The following is a 22,747-nucleotide window of genomic DNA, read 5'->3' on the forward strand; positions in this document are numbered from 1 at the left end:
GGAGAAGGGAGAGGCCAGAGCCCCTCTCCCGTCGGGAGAGGGGTTGGGGTGAGGGTAGGGGCGCGAAGCGCCCGCCGAACCCACCCGGTCGCAATCCTTAGCGCGGACGCGACTTCGGCGCGGCACCCGCCGGCGGTTCGGCGGGCTTGCCGGTGCCGGCGGCCGGGCGGCCGAAGCCGGCGCCGAGGTTGCGCTGGAACTCCTGCCACAGTTCCAGGTTGCGCTCGGTGAGCTGGTTCATCATGGTCCACGGGGTCTGCCCCAGCAGGTTGCCCATCTGCTGGCGGAATTGCTGCTGCTGGTCGAGGAACACCTGCATGCTGCGCTCCAGGTAGTTGCCCATGAAGCCCTGCAGCGAGTCGCCATAGAAGCGGATGATCTGGCTGAGCAACTGCGTGGACAGCATCGGTTCGCCGTCCTGTTCCTGGTCGGCGATGATCTGCAGCAGCACTGCGCGGCTGAGGTCTTCGCCGGTCTTGGCGTCGCGGACTTCGAATTCCTCGCCGTCGATGATCAACTGACGAACGTCTTCGATGGTGATGTAACTGGAGATCTCTGTGTCGTAGAGGCGGCGATTGGGATACTTCTTGATGATGCGAATCTCAGCCATGAAGCGATCGCTCTGTGACGGTAGGCGCGCAGCATGGCGCAGCGCAGCAGGGCTTGCAACCGCCGAAAGTACCTGAACACGCGGGTGCAGCAAAAAGATCATGCTGCGCAGCATTCGCAGCGCAGCAAACGTCCGCAGGCCGCCGTGGTGGCCAATGCGGGATAGCGTTACCTCGCGCGAAAGCCGCCGCCTGAGCGATTCAGCCGCTCACCACCCCATGTGGTGGCCGCCGTTGATGTCCAGGTTCGAACCGGTGATCCACGCCGCTTCCTCGGCCACCAGGAACGCCACGGCGTAGGCGATCTCCTCCGGCTTGCCGAGACGCCCGGTGGGAATGTCGGCGGCGATCTTGGCGCGGACTTCCTCCGGCACCGCCATCACCATGTCGGTGGCGACATAGCCGGGCGAGACCGTGTTGACGGTGATGCCGTAGCTGGCGTTCTCGCGCGCCAGGGAAATGGTGAAGCCATGCATGCCGGCCTTGGCCGCGGCATAGTTGGCCTGGCCGTACTGGCCCTTAAGGCCGTTGATCGAGCTGATCTGGATGACCCGCCCCCAGCGCTTCTGGCGCATGCCCTCGATCACCGGGCGGGTGACGTTGAACACCGAGTTGAGGTTGGTGTTGATGACCTCGTGCCACTGCTCGGCGGTCATCTTGTGGAAGGTGGTGTCGCGGGTGATGCCGGCGTTGTTGACCAGGATCTCGACCGGGCCGAGCTGGCGTTCGACCTCGCGCACCAGGGTCTGCGCGTGTTCGGGCGAGGCGACGTCGCCGGGGACGATGGCGACCTCGTGACCACGCTCGCGCATGCGCTGCTGCCAGGCCAGGGCCTTGGCCTCGTCGCGGTAGTTGCTGGCCACGCGGTGGCCCTGCGCGGCCAGCCGCTCGCAGATCGCGGTTCCGATGCCGCCGGTGCCGCCGGTGACCAGCGCAACGCGTGATGTCATGGATGTCGCTCCGGATAGAGAAAGAAGGAGGGCGGCCGCGGCGCGGCCCAGGGTGCGATTCTAGTCAGCCTTGATGTCGCTGGGGATAGCGGGCGCGGCCGGCGCTGCGGCGTCCACGCGTCGGTCCTGCGCCGGCAGCCGTGCCGGGTCGAAGCTGCGCAGCGCGCAGTCCAGCAGCGTCCGTACCGATCCGGCGCCTGCCAGCGCGGCCGGCGGCTGGCCCAACGTCGCCCAGGCCAGGCGCAGCGCCGGCAGTGGGTCGGCGTCGTCCAGAGGCAGCGCGGCATGCGATTTGGACAGCTTGCGGCCGTCGGTGCCGAGCAGCAGCGGCAGGTGCAGGTAGCGCGGGGTCGGCAGGCCCAGCGCGCGCTGCAGCAGGATCTGTCGCGGCGTGGAATCGAGCAGGTCGGCGCCGCGCACCACGTCGGTGATGCCTTGCGCAGCATCGTCGACCACCACCGCCAGTTGGTAGGCCCAGCAGCCGTCGGCGCGCAGCAGCACCACATCGCCGACCTCGCTGTAGACGTCCTGGCGCAGCCGGCCGCGGACGCCGTCGTCGAAGGCGACCACGCTGGCCGCGCCGGGCGGCACGCGCAGGCGCAGCGCCGGGTGCGCGCGGACCTGGGTCGCCACGCAGGCATGGTGCACGCCGCCTTGCGCCGCCAGGTCGCTGCGGCTGCAACTGCAGGAAAAGGCCAGGCCGACCTGCAGCAGTCGCTGCGCCGCCTCGCGGTAGACCGGGTCGCGCTCGCTCTGCCGCAGCACCGGGACGTCGGCCTCCAGGCCGCATGCGCGCAGGCTGGCCAGTTGCCGCTCGGCGGCGCCGGGCACGCTGCGCGGGCGGTCCACGTCCTCGATGCGCAGCAGCCATTGTCCGCCGGCGTGGCGCGCCAACAGCCAGCTGCCGAAGGCGGCGAGCAGGGATCCCAAGTGCAGCGGGCCGGTGGGCGAGGGCGCAAAGCGGCCGCGGTAGGGGGGCGGAGACATGGACAAGCTGAATCCTCGGTCAGGTATGCGCTTGAATTCAAGCGGCCAACACCGCAGATTCGAGCCAATCCCGACCATTTAATCAGTGCGGAGCCCACGCTCACATGTTCAATCGCATCGTCCTGTTCCTCATCACCAACCTGGCGGTGCTGGTCCTGGCCGGCATTGTCATGTCCGTGTTCGGGGTCAACCCCAACCAGATGGGCGGCCTGCTGGTGATGGCCGCGATCTTCGGCTTCGGCGGCTCGCTGGTGTCGCTGCTGCTGTCCAAGTTCATGGCCAAGCGCGCCACCGGCGCGCAGGTCATCACCGAGCCGCGCAACCACACCGAGCGCTGGCTGCTGCAGACCGTGCAGCGCCAGGCGCAGGCCGCCGGCATCGGCATGCCCGAGGTCGCCGTGTACGACGGCCCGGAAATCAACGCCTTCGCCACCGGCGCCAACCGCAACAACGCCCTGGTCGCGGTCTCCACCGGCCTGCTGCAGAACATGACCGAGGACGAGGCCGAGGCGGTGCTGGGCCATGAGATCAGCCACATCGCCAACGGCGACATGGTGACCATGGCGCTGCTGCAGGGCGTGCTCAACACCTTCGTGATCGTGCTGGCGCGCGTGGTCGGCGGCGTGGTCGACAGCTACCTGTCGGGCAACCGCGACGGCCGTCGCGGCCTGGCCTACTACGCGATCGTGATGGTGCTGGAACTGGTGTTCGGCCTGTTCGCGACGATGATCGCGATGTGGTTCTCGCGCTACCGCGAGTTCCGCGCCGACGCCGGCGGCGCCAGCCTGGCCGGCCGCGCCAAGATGATCGCCGCGCTGCAGCGCCTGGAGCTCAACCACGGCCAGAGCACGCTGCCGTCGCAGGTGCAGGCGTTCGGCATCGCCGGCGGCCTGGGCCAGGGCCTGCGCAAGCTGTTCATGAGTCACCCGCCGCTGGCCGAGCGCATCGCCACCCTGCGCGCCTCGCACGTCAACGCGACAGTGAGTTGAGGTCGACCGCTACAGGCGCAGGCAAATGCCTGCGCCTGTAGCGGCTTTTGCCAATCCCCAATCCCGAATCCCCAATCCCGGCCCCTCAGGCAAAATCGAAGTTCATTCCCGGCGCCGCCAGGCCGACGAACTCGCCCTGCACGTAATCGACGCCGGCACTGAACAGCAGGCTCATCGAGGTGGCGTCGGAGACGAACTCGGCGATGGTGCGGATGCCGGCAGACTGCGCGCGCCCAGTGATCTCGCGGATCTTGTCCTGGTGTTCGCGGGTCTGGGTCAGGTCCTGGGTGAAGCCGCGGTCCAGCTTCAGGAACGAGGGCTGGAAGTGCGCCAGGAGCTGGAACGAATCTAGGCCGGAACCGAACTGTTCCAGCCCGACCTTGCAGTCCAGGGCGGTGGCGTCGGCGAGGAATTGCTGGGCGTTGCGCAGATGGGTGAACACCTTGGCTTCCGGCGTCTGCAGCCACAGGCGGTCGCCGGGCACGCCGTGCGTCGCCAGTTCGCGCCGGATCAGGTCGACCATCTGCGTGTCGGCGAAGGCCTCCGGGCTGACCTTGACCAGCAGGCTGGTGGCGTGGCCGGCACGCTGGCGTTCGCCGATCACGGCGATCGCACGAGAGACCACCCAGCGGTCGATCTCGGCCGTCAGGCCATGCTCGGCGGCGATGCCGAGGAAGGTCGACGGGCCGATCAACTCGTCGTTGCGCTCCAGGCGCAGGTAGGCCTCGTACAGCTCGTGCTGATCGCCCTGCAGGTTCAGCACCGGCTGGTAGTGCAGCAGGAAGCCGTCGCCGGCCAGGGCCTCGCGCAGGTGCTGCACCCAGCGCTGCACGCGCTCCTCCTCGAGGCGATCGGCCGCGCCCGGGTCGAAGATCTTGCAGGCGTTGCCGCCCAGCTCCACGGTCGCCTGCACGTTCTCGCTGGCGCGCGCCAGGACCTGGCCGACGCTGGCGATCTTCTCGCCGATCTGCACGCCGCCGATGCTGACGGTGACCGTGGCCGAGCGCTCGCCGACGCTGAACACATGGCTGGCGTAGGCCTGCAGCAGGCGCTCGGCCAGCGCCGCGGTACGCGCGTAGTCGCCTTCCAGCAGCAGCGCGAAGTTGTGCTCGCCGAAGCGCGCCGCCTGTACGTCGCCGTCGATGGCCGCGGCCAGGTGCTGGGCCAATGCTGCGACCAGCGCGTCGGCCGAATCCAGGCCGATGTCGGCCAACAGCCGCGCGTAATGATCCGGCTCGACCAGCAGGAAGCCGTACTGGCCCTCGCCGCGGCCGACCTGGGCCACGGCGGTTTCCAGCGCCAGCATGAAGGTGGGGCGGTTGAGCAGGCCGGTGACCTGGTCGCGCTGGCGCAGGTCCTCGACCTCGCGCGCCAGTTCCGGGTCGAACTCCTCGCGGCGGCGGAACACCACCTGCACGCAGGCCTCGCCCTCGTAGCTGGCGGTGGCGAATTCCATCGTCGCCGGAAAGCTGTCGCCTTCCAGGGTGCGCGCGTCCACCTGGTACTGCGCCGGCGGCGGCTCGCCCTTGCTCAACGACTTAAGCACCTGCTTGAAGCCTTCCACGTGCTGCGGGGCGACCATGTCCAGCAGCGACACGCCTTCGACGTCGTCGAACGATGAGAACCCGAACATCTCCAGGTAGGCGTCGTTGGCGCGGATGTGCATGCCTTCGTGGATGTAGGCGATCGGATCGCGCGAGGAGGCGATCAGCGCATCGCAGCGGCGCTCGGTCTCGCGCATCTGCGCCTCGATCCGGCGCAGCCCGCGCCGCGCCTGCAGATCGGCCCAGGTGGTGCGGACCACCGCCAGCAGGTGCTCGGGGCGCTGCCGCAGCGCGATCGCGCGTGCGCCACCGGCCACGGCCTCCAGCCATTCGTTCTCGTCGATGCGCTCGGCCAGCACGATGACCGGAATGTCCTTGCCGCTGGCCGCGACCCGCTGCAGCACCTGCGGCAGGGGGATCGACTGGGCCTGCGCGCTGAGCACCAGGTCGATCGGCTGCGCGGCCAGCATCGCCGACAACTCCTCGGCGTGCTGCGGCCGCGACGGACGCACCGCGATGCCGCTGTTGCGCAGGCTGCTGACGATCGCCTCAGCGTCTTCGCCGCTGTCGTCGACGATCATCAGGCGGAGGGTGATGTCTTTGCCTGTGTGCATGAAGCCTCCCGGGGACGGGGTTTAATACACGATGCCCGCTGTCGCGTCCATGGATGAGGGGCGGGGATTCGGGATTGGGGATTGGCGGTGAAGCGGGGATTGGAGATTCGTGATTGGGGATTCGCCGAGGCCTACTCCCCTCATCTTGGTCGGCCTTGGGTAACACGCGCACCTTCAGACATCGCGAACCCGCCTTTGCCAATCCCGAATCCCCAATCCCCAATCCCGGCGGCGGTCACGCCGCCATGCCAGCGGCATGGCCCGAGGCCCAGGCCCACTGGAAGTTGTAGCCGCCCAGCCAGCCTGTGACGTCGAGGACTTCGCCGACGAAGTACAGGCCGGGCACGCGTCGCGATTCCATGGTCGAGGACGACACCTGGTCGGTGTCCACGCCGCCCAGGGTGACTTCGGCGGTGCGGTAGCCCTCGGTGCCGCTGGCCACCAGCGGCCAGGCGCCGAGCAGCTCGGCGGCGGCGCGCAACTGCGGCTCGTCCAGCTGGCGCACCGGCTTGTCCGGCAGCCACACCTCGCACAGGCGTTGTGCGAAGCGGCGCGGCAGCGCCTCGCCCAGCACCGTACGCAGTTCGCTGGCGCCGCGCAGGCGCTTCTGTTCGCGCAGCCAGGTCGCCGCGTCCTGCCCCGGCAGCAGGTCCAGGCGCAGGTCGTCGCCCGGCTGCCAATAGGAGGAGATCTGCAGGATCGCCGGGCCGCTGACGCCGCGGTGGGTGATCAGCATGAAGTTGCGGAAGCTTGCGCCGTTGCAGCGGGCCTCCACCGGCAAGGCCAGGCCGGACAGGTCGTGCAGGCGTTCCTGGTGCTTGCCGCTCAGGGTCAGCGGCACCAGGCCGGCGCGGGTCGGCAGCACGGCGTGGCCAAACTGCCGCGCCAGCTCGTAGCCGAAGCCGCTGGCGCCGAGGCTGGGGATGGACAGGCCGCCGGTCGCCACTACCAGCGATTCCGCCTGCACCGGACCGTTGTCGGTGTCCAGGCGGAAGCCCTCGCTGCCGCGTTCCACCGCGCGCACGCTGCAGTCGGTGCGCACGGTGACGTCGGCTGCGGCGCACTCGTCCATCAGCATGCGCACGATCTGCTTGGAGGAGATGTCGCAGAACAACTGCCCCAGTTCCTTCTCGTGATAGGCGATGCCGTGGCGCTCGACCAGGTCGATGAAGTCGGTGGGGCGGTAGCGGGCCAGCGCCGACTTGCAGAAGTGCGGGTTGGCAGACAGGAAGTTGCCCGGGCCGGTGCCGGTATTGGTGAAATTGCAGCGGCCGCCACCGGACATCAGGATCTTCTTGCCGACCTTGTTGGCGTGGTCGATCACCCGCACCCGGCGCCCGCGCTGGCCGGCGGCGATCGCGCACATCAGCCCGGCGGCGCCGGCGCCGATCACCACGACGTCGGCACGGAGGGGGGCGGTCCCGGCGCTCATGCCGCGGCTTTGCGCACCGTGGGGGTGAAGGCAAAGCTGCCGCTGTCGCCCAGCCACTGCACCTCGCCGTCCTGGATCACCACGTCGAAGCGCATGCTGCGCTGGATCAGCTCGGCGGCCGCGGCCACGGCCTCGGCCGGCAGGTCGATCACCTGCACCTGCTTGAGCTTGCCCAGCGCCGAGGCGTTCTTGTCCCACCAGATGTCCGCGGCGCGGCCGCCGTAGTTGGCCACCACCACCGAGCGCGCCCGCCCGCAGGCCTTGCGCACCCGCGATTCGTCGGGCTGGCCGACCTCGATCCATTGTTCGATCGCGCCGGTGTAGTCCATCCGCCACAGGTCGGGCTCGTCGTCGCTGCTCAGGCCCTTGCCGAACAGCAGGCGCTCCTCGGCGTACAGGGCGAAGGTCAGCAGGCGTGCCATCAGCCGCTGGTCGGTCTCGGACGGATGTTGCGCCAGGGTCAGGGAGTGGGCGGCGTAGTAGCCGCGGTCCATGTCGGAAATCTGCAGCTCCGCCTTGCGGAGGGTGGCGGTGAGGGCCATGCGGCTACCGGGATCGAGGGCGCAATAGGATACGGTGTGCGGAGCCGCCGCCGACCCGTGCCGCGGGTGGGGCTCGAGGATCGCTGCCGGGTGAGATGGGAGGCGAGAGGGGAGCGCTGGGTGGATGCGGCGGTGTGAGCGGCGCTCAGCGCCTCAGTCGCCGTTGCCCGGCAGGCGGCAGATTTGCGCAGTTTTCGCGGATCGGCAGCAGGATCGGCCGCGCCGGCACTAACTTTAGGGTGAGGTTCAGCTTCCTTGTGGTGGATCCCGGTTTGTCTACACAAAGATGTCGCTTTTTGATCGCGACCCGCGTATGGTGGCCCCACTGTGTTTGCTAGAGTCACCGTGAATCGTGGCTTGGTGCAGTAGATCTCGCGATCCACTTCATCGTTCCGCTCGCTTTACTAACGCCTGCAACTCAGTCTCGGCCTCGATCTCCGATGGCTGCGATTTCTTCAATTCAATGTTTCAGGAGTTAGCAAATGTCTGATCGTCAGAGCGGTATCGTGAAGTGGTTCAACGATGCCAAGGGCTTCGGCTTCATCACCCCGGAAAGCGGCCCGGACCTGTTCGTGCACTTCCGCGCGATCCAGGGCACCGGCTTCAAGTCGCTGCAGGAAGGCCAGAAGGTGACCTTCGTCGCCGTGCAGGGCCAGAAGGGTATGCAGGCTGACCAGGTGCAGGCCGTCTAAGGACGCCCGCCACCGCAAGGTGCCGAACGCCGGAAGCGCAAGCTTCCGGCGTTTTTGTTTTGGGCGATGGTCCGGCGTCGGGCGCGCGTTCGCGCCAGCTGTGGCCGTTCGCTGGCAGCGCCGGGCGCTGCGGCGATGCCATGCACACGCCGGTTCACACCCGCATCCGGCTACGATGGCGGCCCCCACGTCGCCGGAGCCGCCGCCATGATCACTGTGCATCACCTCAACCAGTCCCGGTCGCAGCGCGTGCTGTGGTTGCTGGAGGAACTGGCGCTGCCGTACCAGGTGATCAAGTACCAGCGCGACCCCAAGACCATGCTGGCGCCCCCGGAGCTGCGCGCGATCCATCCGCTGGGCAAGTCGCCGGTGCTGGTGGACGACGGCCACGTGCTGGCCGAATCCGGGGCGATCCTCGACTATCTGGTGGACCGCTACGACACCGGCTGCACGCTGTCGCCGGCGCCGCAGCCGCTGGATTCGCCCGAACGCCTGCGCTACCGCTACTGGATGCACTACGCGGAGGGCTCGGCGATGCCGCCGCTGCTGATGAGCCTGGTGTTCGGGCGGATCCGCTCGGCGAAGATGCCGTTCTTCGCCCGGCCGATCGCCAAGGGCATCGTCGACAAGGCGATGCGCAGCTTCGTCGGGCCGCAGGTGCGTCTGCACCTGGACTGGATGGAGCGCGAGCTGGCGGCCACCGGCTGGTTCGCCGGCGACCGCTTCACTGCCGCGGACGTGCAGATGAGCTTCCCGGTGCAGGCCGCGGCGGCACGCATCGGCCTGCAGGCGCATCCGAACCTGGCCGGATTCGTGCAGCGGATCGAGCAGCGCCCCGCCTACCAGCGTGCGCTGCAGCAGGGCGGTCCGTTCGAACTGCTCGGCGGCGCGAACGACTGAGCCTGTCGCGCGCCCGCCGGCCGCGCCTCCCGCGCGGTCAGCGGACGCCGGGGCGCGCCGGGCAGGCGCGTACGAAGGCGATGCTGTCGGCCATGACCGGAAGCGTCGGGTCGTCCTTGCGCAGCGCCAGCACCAGGCGCATGTGGCCGACGCCGGGGTAGGTCTTCAGTTCCGCCGGCACTCCGACACGCTGCAGCGCGGCCTGCAGCGATTGGCTGTTGTGCGGCTCCACCACGGTGTCGGCATCGCCGTGCAGCAGCAGCGCCGGCGGCTCGTCGCCATCGACGAAGTTCACCGGCTGCGAGCGCCGCTGCTGCGCCGGGTCCTGGCCGAACATGCCGATCAGGTCCGGGTCGGTCAGCGGCAGGAAGTCGTAGGGACCGGCCAGCCCGACCAGGCCGCACAGCTGCCGCGGCGACAGGCCCTGCGCCTGCAGCCAGTGGCCGTCGGTGGCCAGCAGTGCGGCGATGTGCGCGCCGGCGGAGTGGCCCATCAGCACCAGTCGCTGCGGATCGCCGCCGTACTCGGCGGCATGGCGCTGGCTCCAGGCCACCGCGGCGGCGGCGTCGCGCATGAAGCCGTCCAGGGTCACCTGCGGATACTTGCGGTAGTCCGGCACGATCGCGACCACGCCGTGCCGCGCCAGCGCTTCCCCGGCCCAGCGGTAGTTCTGGCGGGTGCCGGTCTTCCAGGTACCGCCGTGGAAGAACACCACCACCGGCGCGTGCTGCACCCCGGCCGGGCGGTACACGTCCAGCGCCAGGCCGTGCGCGGCGTCGTAGACGATGCCGCGCTGCTCGCTGAGGCCATGCCGCGAGGAGCCGGCGTTGAGGCCGCCGAAGAACAGGCTGCTGCAGGCCGAGACCAGCAGCGAGGACAGGGCGATCAGGGCATTGCGGGGCCAGCGGGGGCGAGACGGACGGTCGGACATGGGCGATCCCGGAGAGGAGCGCGGAGCATGCCGGATGGGGGTGTCGGCGGCGAGTGGAGGTGGGGCGGGGATTTGGGATTGGGGAGTGGGGATTCGCAGAAGCGCGGCGTGTTGCGCTTGCGCCTTGATTTCGCGGTGGCCGGACCCTCACCCCAACCCCTCTCCCGGGGGGAGAGGGGCTTTTCAGGCCCAGGGGATACCTTGCGTGCACTGGATGCTCACCTTGCGGACTTTCCAATGAAGCCTGCGACTTCTACGCTGTCTGCCATGTCTTCCTTGCGTTTCGACAATCGTTTCGTCGCCGAGTTGCCTGGCGACCCGGAAACCGGGCCGCGGCGCCGCGAGGTGCTGGGGGCGCTGTGGTCGCCGGTCGAGCCGACGCCGGTGGCGGCGCCGCGGCTGCTGGCGTACTCGCCGGAGGTGGCGGCCTTGCTCGGGCTGTCCGAGCAGGAAGTGCGGGCGCCGCAGTTCGCCGCGGTGTTCGCCGGCAATGCGCGTTATCCGGGCATGCAGCCCTACGCGGCGAATTACGGCGGTCACCAGTTCGGGCATTGGGCCGGGCAACTCGGCGACGGCCGCGCGATCTCCCTGGGCGAGGCGCTGGGTGTGGACGGGCGGCGCTGGGAGTTGCAGCTCAAGGGAGCCGGGCCCACGCCGTATTCGCGCGGTGCCGACGGCCGCGCGGTGCTGCGCTCCTCGATCCGCGAGTTCCTGTGCAGCGAAGCCATGCACCACCTGGGCGTGCCGACCACGCGCGCGCTGAGCCTGGTCGGCACCGGCGAGACGGTGGTGCGCGACATGTTCTACGACGGTCACCCGCGCGCCGAACCGGGCGCGGTGGTGTGCCGGGTGGCGCCGTCGTTCGTGCGCTTCGGCAGTTTCGAGCTGCCGGCCGCGCGCGGCGACATCGCGTTGCTGCGGCTCCTGGCCGATCTGGTGATCGCGCGCGATTTCCCGGAATTGCCGGGGACCGGCGGCGCGCGCGACGCGGCCTGGTTCGCCGAGATCTGTGCGCGCACCGCACGCATGGTGGCGCACTGGATGCGGGTCGGCTTCGTGCACGGGGTGATGAACACCGACAACATGTCGATCCTGGGCCTCACCATCGACTACGGCCCGTATGGCTGGGTCGACGACTACGACCCGGAGTGGACGCCCAACACCACCGATGCGCAGGGGCGCCGCTACCGGTTCGGCACGCAGCCGCAGGTCGCGTACTGGAACCTGGGTCGGCTGGCGCAGGCGCTGGCGCCGCTGTTCGACGACGTGGCGCCGCTGCACGACGGCCTCGAACGGTTCCGCTCCGAGTATGCGCAGGCCGAGCGCGACAACATCGCGGCCAAGCTCGGCCTGCAACAGTGCGGCGATGACGATGTGGCGCTGATGCGCGACGTGCTGGATCTGCTGCAGCAGGGCGAGGTCGACATGACCCTGTGGTTCCGCGGCTTGAGCGCATTGCCGCTGCAGCCGTGGACGCCGGCGCAGGCCCTGGCGGCACTGGCCGACGCGTTCTACGACCCGGACAAGTTGGCGGCGCAAGCGCCGGCGTTCGAGGCCTGGCTGGCCCGCTATGCGCAGCGCCTGCAGCAGGATCCGCTGCCCGCCGCCGCGCGTGCGGAGCAGATGCGCGCGGCCAACCCGCGTTACGTGCCGCGCAACTACCTGGCGCAGCAGGCGATCGACCGCGCCGAGCAGGGCGACACCGGCGGCATCGACGAGCTGCTGGAGGTGATGCGGCGTCCCTACGACGAGCAGCCGGGACGCGAGGCCTTCGCGGCGAAGCGTCCGGACTGGGCGCGGACCCGGGCCGGCTGTTCGATGCTGTCGTGCAGTTCCTGAGCGGGGCCGGCGCGTGCGCTCAGGACGCGGTCGCGCCGCGGTAGCGCCAGGCAGCCAGGAAGGTCGCCACCACTTCTTCCGCCAGCGCCTGCTGAGCGGCTGCGTCCGGCGCCTGCCCGTTGAGCATCGCGCTGGGATAGGCATAGCCGAAGGTGGCGCCGATGAAGGCGGTGGCGCCGAGGAAGGGCGCATCGACCTGCACGTCGCCACGCGCGTGCAGGGTCTGCAGCAGTGCGCTCAGGCGCTCGCGCAGGCGGCCGGCGCGGCGCAGGTGCAGCGATTGCAGCAGATCCGGCATCTGCGCGCTGGCCTGCACCAGCAGGCGATGCAGGCGCAGGGCGTCGGGCGCGTACAGGTGCGCCGGCACGGTCACCGCGATCTGCCGCAGGGTCGCCGGCAGGTCCTGCGCGGTGGCGCTGCCGATGTTTTCGAAGCGCGCCTGCAGTTCCTCGTTCAAGGCCTCGAACACCTGCATCAGCAGTTCGGCCTTGCTGGAAAAGTGGTTATACAGGCTCTGCCGGGTCAGCCCGGCCTGGTTGGCGATCTGTTCCAGCGACACATCCAGCCCATGCTCCAGCAGCAGCGTGCGCGCTGCGGCCAGCAGGCGCGGGCGCGCCAGTGCCGGCCGTCCGCGCGGCCGGGCGGGCGCGGCCGACGCCGCCACCTCGGGCGTCGCGGTCGTTGCTTGCGCACCCGGCTGGGGAAGGGTTGTGCTTCCCTTCATGAATGTTTTTTTGTCTTTGAGTAAATTAAATGATCCTCCTCGTCGTCCCCAGGATCAAGCGCATGCCCGCGCCTCTCGTCCAGCGCCGCCGCGCGCTGCCGTTGCTGCTGTCCGTCGTCGTGCTCGCGTTCGCCGGCTGCAAGGGCGGAGGCAAGGCGCCGGCGCCGGCAGCGAAGACGGTGGAGGTGGTGACCCTGCAGCCGCAGAGTGTGCCGTTGAGCGTGGAGCTGGCCGGGCGCACCGTCGCGTCGGAGGAATCGGAGGTGCGGCCGCAGGTCAGCGGCATCCTGCGCCAGCGGCTGTTCGAAGAGGGTGCCGTGGTGCGGGCCGGGCAGCCGTTGTTCCAGATCGAGCCGACCCTGTACCAGGCCGCGGCCAACCAGGCGCAGGCCAACCTGGCCACCGCCGAGGCCACACTCGCCGCCGCCACGTTGCGCGCCGAGCGTTATCGCACCCTGGGCAAGACCCAACTGGCCGCGCAGCAGGACGTGGACGATGCGCAGGCCGCCTACAAGCAGGCGCTGGCCAGCCGCGAAGCGCAGCGCGCGGCACTGGACACCGCGCGCACGCAACTGCGCTTCGCCACGGTGCTGGCGCCGATCGGCGGGCGCATCGGCCGCGCGCGGGTGACCCCGGGCGCGCTGGTCACCGCCAACCAGACCGACGCCATCGCCAAGATCCAGCAACTGGATCCGATGAACGTGGACATCACCCAGTCGGGCAATCAGTTCCTGGCGCTGCGCCGGGCGATCGCTGCCGGTGGCGTACAGCCGGCCAGCACGCAGGTGCGGCTGACCCTGTCCGACGGCACCGAATATCCGCTGCCGGGCACGCTGGAGTTCGCCGACATCGACGTGGAGGAGACCACCGGCGCAGTGACCCTGCGCGCGCGCTTCCCCAATCCCGATGCGCAACTGCTGCCCGGCATGTACGTGCGCGCGCTGGTCGGGCAGGGCGTGCGCCAGCAGGCCCTGTTGGTGCCGCAGTCGGCGGTGGACCGCACCCCGCGTGGCGAGGCGGTGGCGTGGGTGGTGGGCACCGACAACGTGGTGCGCCAGCGCGAGTTCACCACGCTGCGCGCGGTCGGCGACCGCTGGCTGGTCGGCGATGGCCTCAAGCCCGGCGAGCGGGTGGTGGTGGCGGGCCGGCAAGGCCTCAGCGACGGCGCCAAGGTGACGGTCAAAACCGCCGCCACCGCGGCCGCGCCTGCCGCCAGTCAGGGCTGAGCCGGCATGCTGCCGCGTTTTTTCATCCACCGCCCGATCTTCGCCTGGGTCCTGGCGATCTGCATCATGGCCGCCGGCGCCATCGCCGTGTTCACCCTGCCGATCGAGCAGTACCCGGACATCGCGCCGCCCTCGGTCAACGTCACCGCCACCTACAACGGCGCCTCGGCGCAGACCGTGGAGGACAGCGTCACCCAGGTGATCGAACAGCAGATCAAGGGCATCGACCACCTGCTGTACTTCTCCTCGACCAGTTCCTCGTCCGGGCAGGCGCGGATCAGCATCACCTTCGACCAGGCGGCCAACCCGGACATCGCCCAGGTGCAGGTGCAGAACGCGGTCAACCAGGCGCTCAACCGCCTGCCGCAGGAAGTGCAGCAGCAGGGCGTGACCGTGGCCAAGTCGCAGGGCGACAGCCTGATGGCGGTGGCGATCTACGACCGCACCGACCGCATGGACAACGTCGACATCTCCGACTACCTGGTCAGCACCCTGCAGGACCCGATCAGCCGCATCAACGGCGTCGGCGAGATCAACGTGTTCGGCGCGCAGTATGCGATGCGGGTGTGGCTGGACCCGCACAAGCTCACTGCCTACCAACTGATGCCGGGCGACGTGCGCAGCGCGATCCTGGCGCAGAACACCCAGGTCACCGCCGGCGAACTCGGCGCGCTGCCCACCGGCGCCGAGCAGGAACTCAATGCCACGGTCACCGCGCAGTCGCGGCTGCAGACGCCCGAGCAGTTCCGGCAGATCATCCTGGCCACGCGCGCGGACGGTTCCAGCGTGCGCCTGGGCGATGTGGCGCGGGTGGAGATCGGCGCGGAGAACTACCAGAACAACGCCACGCTCAACGGCCACCCGGCGTCGGGCTTCTCGGTGACGCTGTCGGCCGGCGCCAATGCGATCGCCACCTCCGATGCGATCCACGCCACCATCGAACGGCTCAAGCCGACCTTCCCGCCGGGCCTGGACGTGGCCTATCCGCGCGACAGCACGCCGTTCGTGCGCATCTCGATCGAGAACGTGGTGCACACCCTGGCCGAGGCGATCGTGCTGGTGGTCGTGGTGATGTTCCTGTTCCTGCAGAACTGGCGCGCCACGCTGATCCCGGCGATCACCGTGCCGGTGGTGCTGCTGGGCACCTTCGGCATCCTCGCCGCGGCCGGTTTCACCATCAACACGCTGACCCTGTTCGCGATGGTGCTGGCGATCGGCCTGCTGGTCGACGACGCCATCGTGGTGGTGGAGAACGTCGAGCGGATCATGCACGAGGAACACCTGCCGCCGCGCGAGGCCACCGAGCGCTCGATGGGCGAGATCACCGGCGCGCTGATCGGCATCACCGTGGTGCTGGGTGCGGTGTTCCTGCCGATGGCGTTCTTCGGCGGTTCCACCGGCATCATCTACCGGCAGTTCTCGATCACCATCGCCTCGGCGATGGCGCTGTCGGCGCTGGTCGCGCTGACCCTGACCCCGGCGCTGTGCGCGACCCTGCTCAAGCCGGTGGAGCAGGAGCGCAAGCTCGGCCGCTTCTTCCAATGGTTCAACCGCAGCGTCGAGCGCGGCCAGCAGGCCTACCAGCATCGCCTCGGCGGCGTGCTGCAGCGGCCGCGGCGCTGGCTGGCGCTGTATGCGCTGGTGGCGCTGGCGATGGTGGTGCTGTACATGCGCATGCCCACCGGCTTCCTGCCGGTGGAGGATCAGGGCCAGGTGCAGATCCAGTTCACCACCCCGGAAGGCACGCCGCTGGCCAAGACCCAGGCCCTGGGCGAGCGCATCAGCGACTACTTCATGACCCACGAGAAGGCCAATCTCACCGCGATCTTCATGGTGGTGGGTCGCAACAACGCCGGCACCGGGCAGAACGCTGGCCAGGCCTTCGTGGCGCTCACGCCGTGGGGCGAGCGCAACCGCGACAACACCGCGCAGGCCATCATCGACCGCGCCAACGCGCATTTCCGCGGGGTCGGCGACGCCAAGATCAGCGTGCTGTCGCCGCCGGCGGTGCGTGGTCTTGGCCAGTCCAGCGGCTTCGAGCTGTGGATCCGCGACAGCGACGGCGCCGGCCGCGCGGCGCTGCTGAAGGCGCAGCAGCAGGTGCTCAAGGAGGCCGGCGACGATCCGCAGCTGACGGCGGTGCGGCTCAACGGCCTGGGCGACAAGGCCCAGCTGCAGGTGGACATCGACCACGCCCAGGCCAGCGCGCTGGGTCTGGCGCAGAGCGACATCAACGCGACCCTGGCCACCGCCTGGGGCGGCAGCTACGTCAACGACTTCATCGACCGCGGCCGGGTCAAGCGCGTCTACGTGCAGGGCGATGCGCCGTACCGCGCGCTGCCGGAGGACATCGCGCAGTGGTACGTGCGCGGCAGCGCCGGGCAGATGGCGCCGTTCGCCAGTTTCGCCAGCACCCACTGGACCCGCGGCCCGCAGCTGCAGCAGCGCTTCAACGGCCTGCCGGCATCGCAGATCCAGGGCGGCGCGGCGGCCGGCAGCAGTTCCGGCGAGGCGATGCAGCGGATGCAGGCGATCGTGGCCAAGCAGGAGGGCTTCGACCTGCAGTGGAGCGGGCTGTCCTACCAGGAGCAGTTGTCCAGCAACCAGACGCTGTGGCTGTACACGGCCTCGATCCTGTTCATTTTCCTGTGCCTGGCGGCGCTGTACGAAAGCTGGTCGATCCCGGTGGCGGTGCTGCTGGTGATCCCGCTGGGCGTGGTCGGCACGGTGCTGGCGACCACGTTGGCCGGGTTCGTCAACGACATCTACTTCCAGGTCGGCCTGTTGACCACGATCGGCCTGTCGGCGAAGAACGCGATCCTGATCGTCGAGTTCGCCGAGGCGCGGCAGCGCGCGGGCATGCCCTTGCTGGAGGCGACGCTGGAAGGCGCACGGTTGCGCCTGCGGCCGATCGTGATGACCTCGCTGGCGTTCGTGGCCGGCGTGCTGCCGCTGGCGCTGTCGACCGGCGCCGGCGCCTCCAGCCGCCGCGAGATCGGCGTGTGCGTGATCGGCGGCATGGTCACCGGCACCGTGCTGGCGGTATTGCTGGTGCCGTTGTTCTTCGTGCTGGTGCGCGGCCTGTTCCGCGGTTCCGCGCGGCAGGACGCTAGCGCTGCGGCGGCGTAAGCCGTAGACCGGCGAGGCGGCCCCGCGACGCGGTGCCGCCTTGCGACTAGACTTTGCGTTTCCCCACGCCATACGACCGCGCGATGAACCAATCCTCCTGTTGCGGCGCGCCCAGCGACGCGCCGGCCCACTGGTCCGACCGCATCCGCGATATCGCCGATTTCCCGAAGCCGGGCATCGTGTTCAAGGACATCACCCCGCTGCTGGCCGACGGCCCGGATTTCGCCTCTGCCGTGGATGCGCTGGCCCAGCCCTGGCGCGGCACACCGCTGGACGCGGTGCTGGGCATCGAGGCGCGCGGCTTCATCCTCGGCGCGCCGCTGGCGCACGAACTGCGCACCGGGTTCGTGCCGGTGCGCAAGCCCGGCAAGCTGCCGGCGCAGACCCTGGCCCAGGACTACGGCCTGGAGTACGGCCGCGACCGCATCGAGATCCATGCCGATGCGCTGCAGCCGGGCATGCGCGTGCTGCTGGTCGACGACGTGCTGGCCACCGGCGGCACCTTGCTGGCGGCGCTGGCGCTGGCGCAGCGGATGGGCGCCGAGGTGGTCGCGGCGACGGTGCTGGTGGAACTGGCCGGGCTGGGCGCGCGGGCGCGCTGGCCGGCGGAGATTCCGCTCACCGCGCCGCTGCGTTACTGACGCCGACGCCGCGCATGGGGGGCGCGGCCGGGATCGGTCGCGCCCGCGACGGGCGGTTCAATGCGGGTAGACCACGTCCTCCAGCGCCGGGTCGGCATGCGCGGCGGCGTGGCTCAGCTGGCCATCGAACGGACCGACCTTGCAGATGCGCCCGTCGTCGGCGAACACCAGTTGCAGTCCGTGTTCCGTTTCCCAGTCGCAGTTGCATTCCAGGCTGATGCGCAGGCTGCCGTCGCGGTGGCGATTGACATACGCCTCGCTGCCGAACTGCACGTGCGCCCACACCTCGGCGGGGCCGGCGATGTCCGGCGAAGGCCATCCGTATTTGGCGCACAGCGCCTGCGTGTGCCGGTAGTAGGCGAACACGTGCGGCGCCGCCGCGGCGAAGACCGCGGCATCGAGTTGCAGGAAGGTCTCGATGGCCGAAGCTGCGTCCGCTGGCACCTCGCCAGCGTTGCAATCCTCCAGCACGAAACAGCAGGTGTCGTGCATCCACGGCACCGGGACCGCCTCGCTCCAGAGGTTGCCGTCCTCGTCCGGGCGCAGCGCCGCCAGGATGTGCGCCGCCGTGCTCACAGCTTGGCGACCCGGAACCGGCGGCCCTTGATCTTGCCGGCCTGCAGCTGCGCCAGCGCTTTGCCGGCGTGGGCACGGGCGATGGCGACGTAGGAGCGGGTGGGGTAGATGGCGATCTTGCCGATCGCCGCGCCGGACAGCCCGGCATCGCCAGTCAGCGCGCCGAGGATGTCGCCGGGACGCAGCTTGTCGGTCTTGCCGCCGTCGATACGCAGGGTGACCATCGCCGCCTGCGGCAACTGCGCCGGCCGTGCGGTGGCCAGCGGCGCGCGCGACCAGCGCAGCGGCTGGCCCTGTTCGGTTTCCAGCGCCTGCGCGCGCGCGGTCTCGCGCGGCGCCACCAGGCTCAGGGCCAGGCCGTGCTTGCCGGCGCGCGCGGTGCGGCCGATGCGGTGGCGGTAGGTCTCGCTGTCGGTCGGCAGTTCGTAGTTGATCACCGCCGCCAGGTCTTCCACGTCCAGCCCGCGCGCGGCCACGTCGCTGGCGACCAGCACGTTGCAGCTGCGGTTGACGAAGCGCACCAGCACCTCGTCGCGGTCGCGCTGTTCCATGTCGCCATGCAGTGCCAGCGCGGAGAATCCGAACTGCTGCAGCGAGCCGGCGACCTCGTCGACCTCCTTGCGGGTGTTGCAGAACACCACGCTGGATTCGGGAGTGAAGCGCAGCAGCAGGCCGGCCACCGCCTTCTGCCGGTACGTGGGATCGACCTCGAAGAACTGCTGGTCGATTTCCGGCGCGCTGTCGGCGCCCTCGACGGTGATTTCCGCCGGTTCCTTGAGCAGGTCGCGCGCCAGCGCACGAATCGCCTCGGGGAAGGTGGCCGAGAACAGCAGGCTCTGCCGGTGCTTGTCGCAGCGGCTGGCGATCTCGCGGATCGGCTCCTCGAAGCCCATGTCGAGCATGCGGTCGGCCTCGTCCAGTACCAGCGTGCGCACCCCGCCAAGATGCAGCGCCCGCTTGCGCGCCAGCTCCTGGATGCGGCCGGGCGTGCCGACCACTACCTGCGGGTCGTGTGCCTCCAGCGAGGCCAGCTGCGGCGCCAGCGGCATGCCGCCGGTCAGCACCACCAGTTTCATGTTGGGAATGCCGGTGGCGAGCTTGCGCAACTGCTTGCCGACCTGGTCGGCAAGTTCGCGGGTCGGGCACAGCACCAGCGCCTGCGCGCGGCTCAGCGCCGGATCCAGCTTGTGCAGCAGGCCCAGGCCGAACGCCGCGGTCTTGCCGCTGCCGGTGGGCGCCTGCACGATGACGTCCTGGCCGGCCAGGATCGGCGGCAGGCTCTGCGCCTGCACCGGGGTCATGCGGGTATAGCCGAGGGCGTCGATGCCGGGCGCGAGCGCCGGGGAGAGGGAGAGGGTGGCAAAATCGGTCATGCGGCATTTTAGCCGGTGAGAGGCCGGGATTCGGGAGTGGGGATTCGGGATTGGGTGGCCCGGCGAGCGCTGGGCATCGCGTCATGCCCGTTGCGCGTCGTAGGAGCGGCTTCAGCCGCGACGGGCGTGCCCCCGGAGCGCGAGCGAGGTCTGGTTGCAAGTGAAGGAAACCGCACGTGTAGCGCTTCGACAGACGGGTGTCCGCTCAGCCCACGGTGGTCAGCCAATCGGCAATGGCGCATGCGCTCGCAGCAGGGGCGGTCTGCAGCAGCAGGTGCGGGCCGGGCAACTCGACGCAGTGGGCGCCGGCAATGCCGGCGAGGATCGTGGCACCGGCCGTGCGATGCATCAGCCGGTCGTGGCTGGCGCGCAGGTACAGCGTCGGCACGGCGATGTCGGCCAGGCGGGCGCTGACGTCCACGCGCAGGGCACTGGCCGCGCGGTCGCGCAGCACCGCAGGGGCGATGCTGCGCAGCGTGCGTGCCAGTTGCGTCTCCAGCGCCGGCGTGGACCAGCGGCCGAGCAGCGACCAACGCAATGCGGCGGTGGGCAGGCGATGTGCCGGTGCGAAGTGCGTCAGCGTCGCGAACGGTGCCAGTGCCGGGACCGGGTGACGGGCGAAGGTGGTGGACAGGACCAGGCCAGCCAGCCCGGCGGGACGTTGCGCCGCGAGCGACACGGCGACGGGGCCGGAGAACGATTCGCCGAGCAGGACGAAGCGCTGCTGCGGCAGCGATTGCCGTGCCAGCTGCTCCAGTTCCGCGTACGAGGTCAGTCGGTCGCGCGGATAGGTCACCACCGTCACCTGCGCGAAGCGCCGCCGGGCTTCGGCGACGAAGTCGCCGAGCAGTTCGCTGGTGCCGTCCAGGCCCGGCAGGATGACGAGTGCCGTCATTGCAGCGTCGGGCGCGGGCAGGCGGTCGCAGCGCGTCGGCGAGGGCATGAGGGCATGGCGAACAAACGGGCAAGGTCCAGGTGTGGGGTGGGCGCGGCAGTCGGCGTCGGCGCAGGGCGCATCCACGTACAATAGCGCGATGCCTCTTATCACTCTGCAGAACCTCGACTACAGCGTCGGCGGTCCCTTGTTGCTGGAAAAGACCGACCTGTCGATCGAGCCAGGCGAACGGATCGCCCTGATCGGCCGCAACGGCGCCGGCAAATCCACCCTGATGAAACTCATCGCCGGCGAGCTCAAGCCCGACGACGGCGAGGTCCGCGTGCAGCAGGGCGTGCGCATCGCCCGGCTGGAACAGGAGGTGCCGCACGGCGCCGCCGGCAGCGTGTTCGACGTGGTCGCCGACGGCCTGGGCGAGCTCGGCCATTGGCTGGCCGAGTTCCATCGGCTCAGCCATGCCGCCGAGTTCGACGGCGATGCGCTGGGCGCAGTGCAGTCCAAGATCGACGCTGCCAATGGCTGGGCCTTGGACCAGCGGGTCAACGAGACCCTGACCCGCCTGGAGCTGGACGGCGACGCCGAATTCGCGCGGCTGTCCGGCGGCATGAAGCGCCGGGTGCTGCTGGCGCGCGCGCTGGTCTCGGCGCCGGACCTGTTGTTGCTGGACGAACCGACCAACCACCTCGACATCGAGGCCATCGACTGGCTGGAAGGCTTCCTCAAGGGCTGGAACGGCAGCGTGGTGTTCGTGACCCACGACCGGCGTTTCCTGCGTGCCCTGGCCACGCGCATCGTCGAGATCGACCGCGGCCAGGTCAGCAGCTGGCCGGGCGACTGGGCCAACTATGAGCGCCGCCGCGAGGAGCGGCTCAATGCGCAGGCGCAGGAGAACGCGCGCTTCGACAAGCTGCTGGCGCAGGAAGAAGTGTGGATCCGCCAGGGCATCAAGGCCCGGCGCACCCGCGACGAGGGCCGGGTGCGGCGGCTGGAAGCGATGCGTCGCGAGCGCACCCAGCGCCGCGAACTCGGCGGCAACGTGCGCATGGAGGCCGCGCAGGGCGAGTCCTCCGGCAAGAAGGTGATCGAGGCCAAGGACCTGAGCTTTGCCTTCGGCGCGCGCAGCATGGTGCGCGATTTCTCCACCACCATCCTGCGCGGCGACCGCATCGGCCTGATCGGCCCCAACGGCAGCGGCAAGACCACGTTGCTGAAGCTGCTGCTGGGCGAACTGCCCCCGGACAGCGGCGAAGTGCGCGCCGGCACCAATCTGCAGGTGGCGTATTTCGACCAGTACCGCGCCACCCTGCGCGAGGACTGGAGCGCGATCGAGAACGTGGCCGAGGGCCGCGACTTCATCGAGATCAACGGCAAGCGCAAGCACGTGCATGCCTACCTGCAGGACTTCCTGTTCACCCCCGAGCGCGCACGCGCGCCGATCACCCGCCTGTCCGGCGGCGAGCGCAACCGCCTGCTGCTGGCGCGGCTGTTCGCGCAGCCGTCCAACCTGCTGGTGATGGACGAACCGACCAACGACCTGGACGTGGAAACCCTGGAGCTGCTGGAAGAACTGCTCGGCGACTACAGCGGCACGCTGTTGCTGGTCAGCCACGACCGCGACTTCATCGACAACGTGGTCACCTCGACCATGGTCATGGAAGGCGACGGCCGCATCGGCGAATACGTCGGCGGCTACAGCGACTGGGTGCGCCAACGTCCGGCGGCGCCGGCCAGCGCGATGGCAGTGGCCAAGGCCTCGGCCACCGCCGCGGCGACCACGCCGGTGGCGGCGACTGCAGCGGCCCCTGTGCCCGCGCCTGCCAAGCGCAAGCTCAGCTACAAGGATGCGCGCGAACTGGAACAGTTGCCGGCGCGGATCGAAGCGCTGGAACAGCAGGTCGCGGCGCTGACCGAGGCGATGACCGACCCGGCGTTCTACCAGCGCGACGCGGCCGCGGTGAACGCGCACACCCAGGCGTTGAGCCAGGCGCAGGCCGACCTGGATGCGGCGTATGCGCGGTGGAGCGAGCTGGACGGCTGAAAGGTCGGGACCCGGGACCCGGAACGGCAGCCGCCACAGCTAGGCGGCTCCACTGGAGCGCCGCGTGTGCGCTCGTCGTAGGAGCGGCTTCAGCCGCGACGGGCGTTCCCGGTGAAT

19 protein-coding genes are annotated in these 22,747 nt (G+C 69.7%); 8 read left to right on the forward strand and 11 right to left on the reverse strand.

Translation table 11 applies throughout. From position 1 onward, the window contains the following. Positions 1-97: 97 nt before the first annotated feature. The 3 genes from phaR to gluQRS all read right to left on the reverse strand — a co-directional run bounded on the left by phaR (position 98) and on the right by gluQRS (position 2,545). Positions 98-610 carry a polyhydroxyalkanoate synthesis repressor PhaR gene (gene phaR, locus AC1PK7_RS08585; RefSeq protein WP_481100492.1) on the reverse strand — a complete coding sequence of 171 codons (513 nt, stop codon included), beginning with the start codon at positions 608-610 and terminating at the stop codon, positions 98-100. 207 nt (positions 611-817) lie between these two features. Then, the gene (phbB, locus tag AC1PK7_RS08590) at positions 818-1,558 is read right to left on the reverse strand and encodes an acetoacetyl-CoA reductase (RefSeq protein WP_481100493.1); all 741 of its coding nucleotides are present in this window, start codon (positions 1,556-1,558) and stop codon (positions 818-820) included. A 60-nt stretch (positions 1,559-1,618) separates the two neighbouring features. Beyond that, positions 1,619-2,545, reverse strand: coding sequence for a tRNA glutamyl-Q(34) synthetase GluQRS (gluQRS, locus tag AC1PK7_RS08595; protein ID WP_481100494.1), 927 nt, complete (start codon positions 2,543-2,545; stop codon positions 1,619-1,621). 104 nt (positions 2,546-2,649) lie between these two features. On the opposite strand from gluQRS, the gene htpX reads away from it, so the two are divergent. Beyond that, positions 2,650-3,534, forward strand: a complete 885-nt coding sequence (gene htpX / locus AC1PK7_RS08600; protein ID WP_010342979.1) for a protease HtpX — start codon at positions 2,650-2,652, stop codon at positions 3,532-3,534. Between the two features lie 85 nt (positions 3,535-3,619). Here the strand turns inward: htpX and AC1PK7_RS08605 are convergent, their stop codons facing one another. The 3 genes from AC1PK7_RS08605 to AC1PK7_RS08615 all read right to left on the reverse strand — a co-directional run bounded on the left by AC1PK7_RS08605 (position 3,620) and on the right by AC1PK7_RS08615 (position 7,666). Then, complete coding sequence (locus AC1PK7_RS08605; protein ID WP_010342980.1) at positions 3,620-5,692, reverse strand: GGDEF/EAL domain-containing response regulator; 2,073 nt, start codon at positions 5,690-5,692, stop codon at positions 3,620-3,622. 235 nt (positions 5,693-5,927) lie between these two features. Then, positions 5,928-7,124, reverse strand: a complete 1,197-nt coding sequence (locus AC1PK7_RS08610; RefSeq protein WP_481100495.1) for a BaiN/RdsA family NAD(P)/FAD-dependent oxidoreductase — start codon at positions 7,122-7,124, stop codon at positions 5,928-5,930. Further along, the gene (locus AC1PK7_RS08615) at positions 7,121-7,666 is read right to left on the reverse strand and encodes a YaeQ family protein (RefSeq protein ID WP_019801702.1); all 546 of its coding nucleotides are present in this window, start codon (positions 7,664-7,666) and stop codon (positions 7,121-7,123) included. Before AC1PK7_RS08615 ends, AC1PK7_RS08610 begins: the two co-directional genes overlap by 4 nt. Positions 7,667-8,148: 482 nt before the next feature. On the opposite strand from AC1PK7_RS08615, the gene AC1PK7_RS08620 reads away from it, so the two are divergent. Both AC1PK7_RS08620 and AC1PK7_RS08625 read left to right on the forward strand, forming a co-directional pair. Then, positions 8,149-8,358 carry a cold-shock protein gene (locus AC1PK7_RS08620; RefSeq protein ID WP_009597534.1) on the forward strand — a complete coding sequence of 70 codons (210 nt, stop codon included), beginning with the start codon at positions 8,149-8,151 and terminating at the stop codon, positions 8,356-8,358. A 207-nt stretch (positions 8,359-8,565) separates the two neighbouring features. Next, a complete protein-coding gene (locus AC1PK7_RS08625) occupies positions 8,566-9,258 on the forward strand; it encodes a glutathione S-transferase family protein (RefSeq protein WP_010342983.1) in 693 nt (230 codons plus the stop codon). A gap of 37 nt (positions 9,259-9,295) precedes the next feature. Here AC1PK7_RS08625 and AC1PK7_RS08630 read toward each other — a convergent pair whose 3' ends face one another. Next, positions 9,296-10,189 carry an alpha/beta hydrolase gene (locus AC1PK7_RS08630; RefSeq protein WP_420009587.1) on the reverse strand — a complete coding sequence of 298 codons (894 nt, stop codon included), beginning with the start codon at positions 10,187-10,189 and terminating at the stop codon, positions 9,296-9,298. Positions 10,190-10,456: 267 nt separating this feature from the next. Between AC1PK7_RS08630 and AC1PK7_RS08635 the strand changes: the two genes are divergently transcribed. Further along, positions 10,457-12,028, forward strand: a complete 1,572-nt coding sequence (locus AC1PK7_RS08635; RefSeq protein ID WP_481100496.1) for a protein adenylyltransferase SelO — start codon at positions 10,457-10,459, stop codon at positions 12,026-12,028. Between the two features lie 19 nt (positions 12,029-12,047). Here AC1PK7_RS08635 and AC1PK7_RS08640 read toward each other — a convergent pair whose 3' ends face one another. Beyond that, positions 12,048-12,752, reverse strand: a complete 705-nt coding sequence (locus AC1PK7_RS08640; protein ID WP_481100497.1) for a TetR/AcrR family transcriptional regulator — start codon at positions 12,750-12,752, stop codon at positions 12,048-12,050. 62 nt (positions 12,753-12,814) lie between these two features. Between AC1PK7_RS08640 and AC1PK7_RS08645 the strand changes: the two genes are divergently transcribed. The 3 genes from AC1PK7_RS08645 (at position 12,815) to AC1PK7_RS08655 (ending at position 17,748) form a co-directional block, all read left to right on the forward strand. Continuing rightward, positions 12,815-13,978 carry an efflux RND transporter periplasmic adaptor subunit gene (locus tag AC1PK7_RS08645; RefSeq protein ID WP_481100498.1) on the forward strand — a complete coding sequence of 388 codons (1,164 nt, stop codon included), beginning with the start codon at positions 12,815-12,817 and terminating at the stop codon, positions 13,976-13,978. Between the two features lie 6 nt (positions 13,979-13,984). Beyond that, the gene (locus AC1PK7_RS08650; protein WP_481100499.1) at positions 13,985-17,107 is read left to right on the forward strand and encodes an efflux RND transporter permease subunit; all 3,123 of its coding nucleotides are present in this window, start codon (positions 13,985-13,987) and stop codon (positions 17,105-17,107) included. 83 nt (positions 17,108-17,190) lie between these two features. After that, positions 17,191-17,748 (forward strand): adenine phosphoribosyltransferase, encoded by a 558-nt coding sequence (locus AC1PK7_RS08655; RefSeq protein ID WP_481100500.1) that lies wholly within the window; start codon positions 17,191-17,193, stop codon positions 17,746-17,748. 57 nt (positions 17,749-17,805) lie between these two features. Here AC1PK7_RS08655 and AC1PK7_RS08660 read toward each other — a convergent pair whose 3' ends face one another. The 3 genes from AC1PK7_RS08660 to AC1PK7_RS08670 all read right to left on the reverse strand — a co-directional run bounded on the left by AC1PK7_RS08660 (position 17,806) and on the right by AC1PK7_RS08670 (position 20,592). Continuing rightward, entirely contained in the window at positions 17,806-18,324 is a 519-nt protein-coding gene (locus AC1PK7_RS08660; protein ID WP_481100501.1) for a DUF6985 domain-containing protein, read from the reverse strand. Then, on the reverse strand, positions 18,321-19,697 hold the full coding sequence (dbpA, locus tag AC1PK7_RS08665) for an ATP-dependent RNA helicase DbpA (RefSeq protein WP_481100502.1): 1,377 nt from the start codon (positions 19,695-19,697) through the stop codon (positions 18,321-18,323). The genes AC1PK7_RS08660 and dbpA overlap by 4 nt, the downstream gene beginning before the upstream one ends. Positions 19,698-19,902: 205 nt before the next feature. Continuing rightward, positions 19,903-20,592, reverse strand: coding sequence for an alpha/beta fold hydrolase (locus AC1PK7_RS08670; RefSeq protein WP_481100503.1), 690 nt, complete (start codon positions 20,590-20,592; stop codon positions 19,903-19,905). A 139-nt stretch (positions 20,593-20,731) separates the two neighbouring features. On the opposite strand from AC1PK7_RS08670, the gene AC1PK7_RS08675 reads away from it, so the two are divergent. After that, the gene (locus AC1PK7_RS08675; RefSeq protein WP_481100504.1) at positions 20,732-22,630 is read left to right on the forward strand and encodes an ATP-binding cassette domain-containing protein; all 1,899 of its coding nucleotides are present in this window, start codon (positions 20,732-20,734) and stop codon (positions 22,628-22,630) included. The last annotated feature ends 117 nt before the right edge of the window (positions 22,631-22,747 follow it).

Source organism: Xanthomonas sp. NCPPB 3174, assembly GCF_056725205.1.